We start from the raw sequence: 4,328 nt of genomic DNA, 5'->3' as shown, positions 1-4,328 counted from the left end.
CCCGCCCGTCGGCCTGCGGCTTCCGGGTGCTGACGCCGCCTGCCAACTGCCGCGTACTCGGAAGAGCGAGGCGCCCCCTGTCGCGCACGACCGGGGCCGCTCAGGGTGCGTCGGCTATTGGGGAGGTTTGATGGCAGTCTCCACGGAGATCCCGAAGATCGGCCGGTCGTCGGACGTGAAGGCTTCGGCGACGGCGGTGTAGTGCCCCGGAGGAAGCTGCCCCAGGTCCTTGGAGAGGGTCAGCGTGACGTCGCCCTTCTCCAGCGGCAGGCTCCCGCCCCACTGCTGCATGAAGTCCTTCAGACTCCTCGTGTCGTAGACGAGCCTCACGAGGCCGTACTTCAGCATCACTTTGACGTAGGCATCGGAGTCCGCCGAGATCGTCTCCGACAGCGTGCCGACCACCTTGATCTCGACGTGCCCACCCGTGAGCCGGTCCGGAGAGACATCAGCGGTCTTGATCTGCAGCAGGTCCTTGCTGGGGTCGTTGCGGTAGGTCGCGGGGTTCGTGCCCGGAATCGGCTTGGACATGTGTACTGCTCCCATCTCGACTCGTCGCCCACGGCGACGGAGCCTCAAGATCAACGACCGTGGAAGGCTACCCCCGCCCGGGCCGGTACGAAGGGCTACCCGCACGAGTCACCCGAACGAGTCCGGCCTGCCACGCCCGTTCGCCATCTGCACCAGAGCAGCGGCCGAAGGCGCACAGCGCGCGGGCGCCGCGGAGGAGGTGATGGGTTGTTCACCTCAGGGATTCGCCATACGGCCCGGAGGGAAGGGACACGCGGGTTGCCTAAACAAAGGGTTGAGAATGTCACGCACCATCAGTTCGCCGAGTACCGCCGTTCCCCGGCAGTCAGCCGGCCTCGCGCCGGCCGGTGCCGCCGCCGCGGCCGTGCACTCCCTGCGGAAGGCGTCGGAGTTCGCCGCCGCCACGCAGGGCTCTGACGGTGCCTGGCGGGTGTCCACCGAGCCGCGCGTCCTGGAGAACGCCGTCATCGCCTGCTCCCTGACCGGCGTGGCAGGCGCGCAGGTGGCGCGGGCGCGTGCCGTGCGATGGCTGACCGACGCGGCGGTGCAGAGGCACGACCGGTTCGCGGAGGCCGCTGATAGCTGGCTCGTCGCCGTGGCCACCACCGGCGCCGGTGTCGCGTTCGTAGATTTGGGGGCGTCGGATGGACCGCGGGCCAGGCGTGCGCTCTTCCTGCATGCCCTGGCCTGCGCGACGGGCTGTGCGGGGGCCGATGCCCGCCGACTGCTCGACCAGGCCGGGCAGGCGCTGGCAGCCGAGCAGGGGCAGCGGTTCAAACCCTGGCAGCGGACCATGCTGCTCGCCTTCCAGGCCATCGCCCGCAGCGCCCTGGGCCTGCCGGTCCCGGCCGCCGCCATCGAGGAACTCGCCGGGGCTCAGAGTCGGGACGGCTCCTTCTACGGAATGCCGCTGGTCACCGGGATGTTGCACCTGGCCCTGAGCCGCGTGGCGCCTGGGCACCGGGCGACCCTCGGGGCCCGGGAGAAGCTGCTGGCCGGCCAGCACCCGGACGGCACCTGGCGGTTCATGGTCAGCGAGACCTGGGACACCGGCCTGATGGTCCGCGTCCTGCGCGGACACCCCCACTTCGACCGGGCCGCACTCCCCGGTGCCCTGGCCTTTCTCACCCAGGACCAGAACGACGACGGCGGCTGGGGATGCGCCGCCGCCCTCGACTCCGACAACGACACCACCGGCAACACCCTGCTCGCCCTCGCCGGCACCCCGTGGGCCGACCACGTACGTACCGCGGCCACCGGCTACGCACGCCGCCACCAGAGGCACGACGGGCTGTGGACCACCTGGCTCTCCCACGACGACACCCCCGCCCCCGACGTCGTCGCCCACATGGTCGCCGGAATCGACGCCGCCGCCCTGCCCGGCATCGACACCAACCGGGCACGGAGGTGGCTTGCCAACCACGGAGCGAGTGGCCACTGGGCCAGCGACTGGTACATCCCGCCCGCCTACGGCGCGGCCGAGATCAGCGCCACCGCCCACCCCCACGCCCCGCACCCCGCCACCGTCGACGCCCTCCTCGCGCAGCAGCGCCCAGACGGCGGCTGGCCGCGCATCGACGGCGAACCCTACTCCAGCCCCGCCGCCACCGGCCTGGCCCTCACCGCCCTCGCCACCCACCGCAGCCGCCCTCCAGGCAGCGCCCGCGCCGTGGACAAAGGCCTGGGATTCCTCGTCGACACCCAGACCGACGACGGCACCTGGACGGACCGCCCCCTCATGTACGGACCCCGACCGTTCCTCACTGCCACCCGCCCCCAGATCCACGCCCTCGCCGCCCGCGGCCTGCGCGCAGTGCTGGCCCCGACGGCCAAGGAGAGCGGCGCGTGCTGACGAACCCCGCAGCCAGTGACACCCACACCCGAGACCTCGTCACCGCGCTACGCCCGGCCGCCGCCATCTTCGACTTCGACGGCACCCTGGCCGACACCAGCACCCTGAACAACGACGCCGCCCGCGCCACCTTCACCGACCTGAACCTCGCCGTCCCCGAACCGTGGCTGCAGCAAGCGCCGCTCGCCGACCTCACCCTGCTGCGCCAACGCCTGTACGCCGACCTGGGCCTGCTGCTCCCGTGCACTGACGGCGAGTTCGTGACCATCGCCCGCGGGCACTGGCTCACCCGCAGCCATCAGGTGCGGGAGCTGTCGCGTGTCACGGCGGTGGCACGCCACCTCGCCATGACGGTGCCCACCGCGGTGGCCTCGGCCAACGACGGCCGCGTGGTCGACGCCGGCCTGGCCGCCATCGGCCTGGCCGGCCTGTTCCACGCCGTCATCGCCCGCGAACACGTCGAGCATCTGAAGCCGGACCCCGAGTGCTACCTCCTGGCCGCCGCGAGGCTCGCCACCCGGCCCGCCCGCTGCCTGGCCTTCGAGAACACCCCCGAAGGCATCACCGCGGCCCTGACCGCCGGCCTCACCGTCATCGACGTCCGCGCCAGCACCTGGACCGCCCAGACACCGTGAGCTTGCGCTACCTGGCGAACAAGACAGCAAGCGGAAGGCCGAGCGCGCCGCTGCTCATGCGGGTGCGGTCCTGAGGCGTAACCGGCTGGGAATTGAGACTGTGGCGCTGTGTCCGGCGTCCCTGCCCGTTCGGGCCGAGGGGACTGGATCTCCGGTGCCGATCGGGCGGCGATGGTGGACACGGTGTCCGGGTCGCGTGGAATTCACGGCTTGGGGCTTCGGCGGCTTCCGACCTGGCAGTGTCCGCCGATGGGTGGAGCCCGCGCTTCCCCTCCTGTGGGGCTTCGTTTGTGCCGGTGTGAAGAAGATCATCACTGCGGCCGTCGCACTCCTCGCGGCATCCGCCATGACCGTCCCCGCTCACGCCGACAACGACTCCACCGTCGCCCACGGCATCAATGCCGCCATCAACTGGAACTTCACCGCCGCCGCCGTGTGCCTGATGGAGGTGGCCGTCGTCCCGGTCCTGGGCGACCACTACCTCGCCCACCACGACAACTGCGCAGACGGCGACATCATCGACGACCTCGGCGGGTAGGCGGGTGCGGTATTGCGGTGTCGCCGCCTGGCGGTGCGGCGACACCGCCAGGCGTCGGCGAGCGGCCATGCGGGCCGGGCGCTTGCTGCCGCCTACCGCAGCACGACTATCCCTGTTGCCCTTTTCGGTCGAGATGCACGACCCCGTAAGTCGGTCATGGACGGACAGGGCCCGACTGATGCGGGCACGAAGTGGACGGCAATCTCACGTTCGGGGGCGATGCCAGTCGGCTTCGGTGGTCGTAGGGGCCGGGCCGAGGGGTGCCGGCCACGTGGGAAGGCGACCGAAAGGTGATCACTCATTGCAGTGAGAGTGCAACTCTCCGCTCCTGCTTTGGTGAGACTGGCACCGGTTGCCGGGAGGTAGCCGGCACGAACTTCAGGGAGCAGACCATGACGATGATTCAGACCGGCAAGATCGAGCTCAGGTCCGACAATGCGGTCGAGACCACGGGAGGCAACACCTCCACCTTCACCCGGGTCACCTTCCCGACCCCGTTCCCGCCCGGCTCGGAGGTCATCGTGCTGCCGCTGACGCAGACCTTCAACGGCCCCGACACGCCCGGCATCCGAGTCCACGACGTCTCCGAGTCGGGCTTCCTGATCCGGCTGAACGAAGTGCGCGTGAACGCCACCGTCATGAGCGACGGCAAGCACACGACGGAGAAGATCGGCTGGCTGGCCACCACCGTCTGACCCGCCGCCTTCCGCCGGGGCGCGCCGCGCCCCGGCGGAAGGCCCAGGGGGTGAGCGTTGCGGCGGCCGCGCCGTGG

Annotated in this window: 5 protein-coding genes; 4 read left to right on the top strand and 1 reads right to left on the bottom strand. The window is 70.8% G+C overall.

The features are described 5' to 3' along the window. Positions 1-114 precede the first annotated feature (114 nt). Positions 115-531, bottom strand: a complete 417-nt coding sequence (locus tag ACIQOV_RS29710; RefSeq protein WP_401053658.1) for an ML domain-containing protein — start codon at positions 529-531, stop codon at positions 115-117. Between the two features lie 430 nt (positions 532-961). Here ACIQOV_RS29710 and ACIQOV_RS29705 point away from each other — a divergent pair, with 430 nt between their 5' ends. The 4 genes from ACIQOV_RS29705 (at position 962) to ACIQOV_RS29690 (ending at position 4,251) form a co-directional block, all read left to right on the top strand. Then, the gene (locus tag ACIQOV_RS29705) at positions 962-2,383 is read left to right on the top strand and encodes a prenyltransferase/squalene oxidase repeat-containing protein (RefSeq protein ID WP_401053656.1); all 1,422 of its coding nucleotides are present in this window, start codon (positions 962-964) and stop codon (positions 2,381-2,383) included. Then, positions 2,377-3,018, top strand: a complete 642-nt coding sequence (locus ACIQOV_RS29700; RefSeq protein WP_401053655.1) for an HAD family hydrolase — start codon at positions 2,377-2,379, stop codon at positions 3,016-3,018. The genes ACIQOV_RS29705 and ACIQOV_RS29700 overlap by 7 nt, the downstream gene beginning before the upstream one ends. A 298-nt stretch (positions 3,019-3,316) precedes the next feature. Continuing rightward, positions 3,317-3,556, top strand: coding sequence for a hypothetical protein (locus ACIQOV_RS29695; RefSeq protein WP_401053654.1), 240 nt, complete (start codon positions 3,317-3,319; stop codon positions 3,554-3,556). 392 nt (positions 3,557-3,948) lie between these two features. After that, a complete protein-coding gene (locus ACIQOV_RS29690; RefSeq protein WP_401053653.1) occupies positions 3,949-4,251 on the top strand; it encodes a hypothetical protein in 303 nt (100 codons plus the stop codon). Positions 4,252-4,328 lie beyond the last annotated feature (77 nt).

This window comes from Kitasatospora sp. NPDC091257, assembly GCF_044757675.1.
GTDB classification, from domain to species: domain Bacteria; phylum Actinomycetota; class Actinomycetes; order Streptomycetales; family Streptomycetaceae; genus Kitasatospora; species Kitasatospora lactacystinica.
Note: the sequence above shows the minus strand (reverse complement) of the source record. Positions and strands in the feature narration are given on the sequence as shown.